General features: G+C 53.7%; 1 pseudogene. It reads right to left on the bottom strand.

The features are described from left to right. Window positions 1-231, bottom strand: a pseudogene (locus KJS69_RS29480) (RNA-guided endonuclease InsQ/TnpB family protein); the annotation flags it as partial.

Here is a 231-nt window from a genome sequence, read left to right as displayed (position 1 = left end):
CCTGGACCCGAACCCGCTCTGTACGGTTTCGAACACCCGTTAAGTCTTCCAGTACAAACAACGTATGGGCCCCATATCGGCGGACGAGTGCCTTGGATATCCGGTGATTGATATCTGTCATCCAGCGGTTTTCTCGTCCCCCGATCCGCTTTAACTTACGGCGAGCGGAGGCTGTCCCCAGTTGCTGCAGCTGCTTTCGCAAATGCTTGTACTTCGAGCGCTTATTCTTAA

The sequence above is a fragment of the Paenibacillus sp. J2TS4 genome, from assembly GCF_018403245.1.
GTDB lineage: Bacteria > Bacillota > Bacilli > Paenibacillales > NBRC-103111 > Paenibacillus_L.
This window is presented reverse-complemented; position numbering and strand designations above follow the sequence as displayed.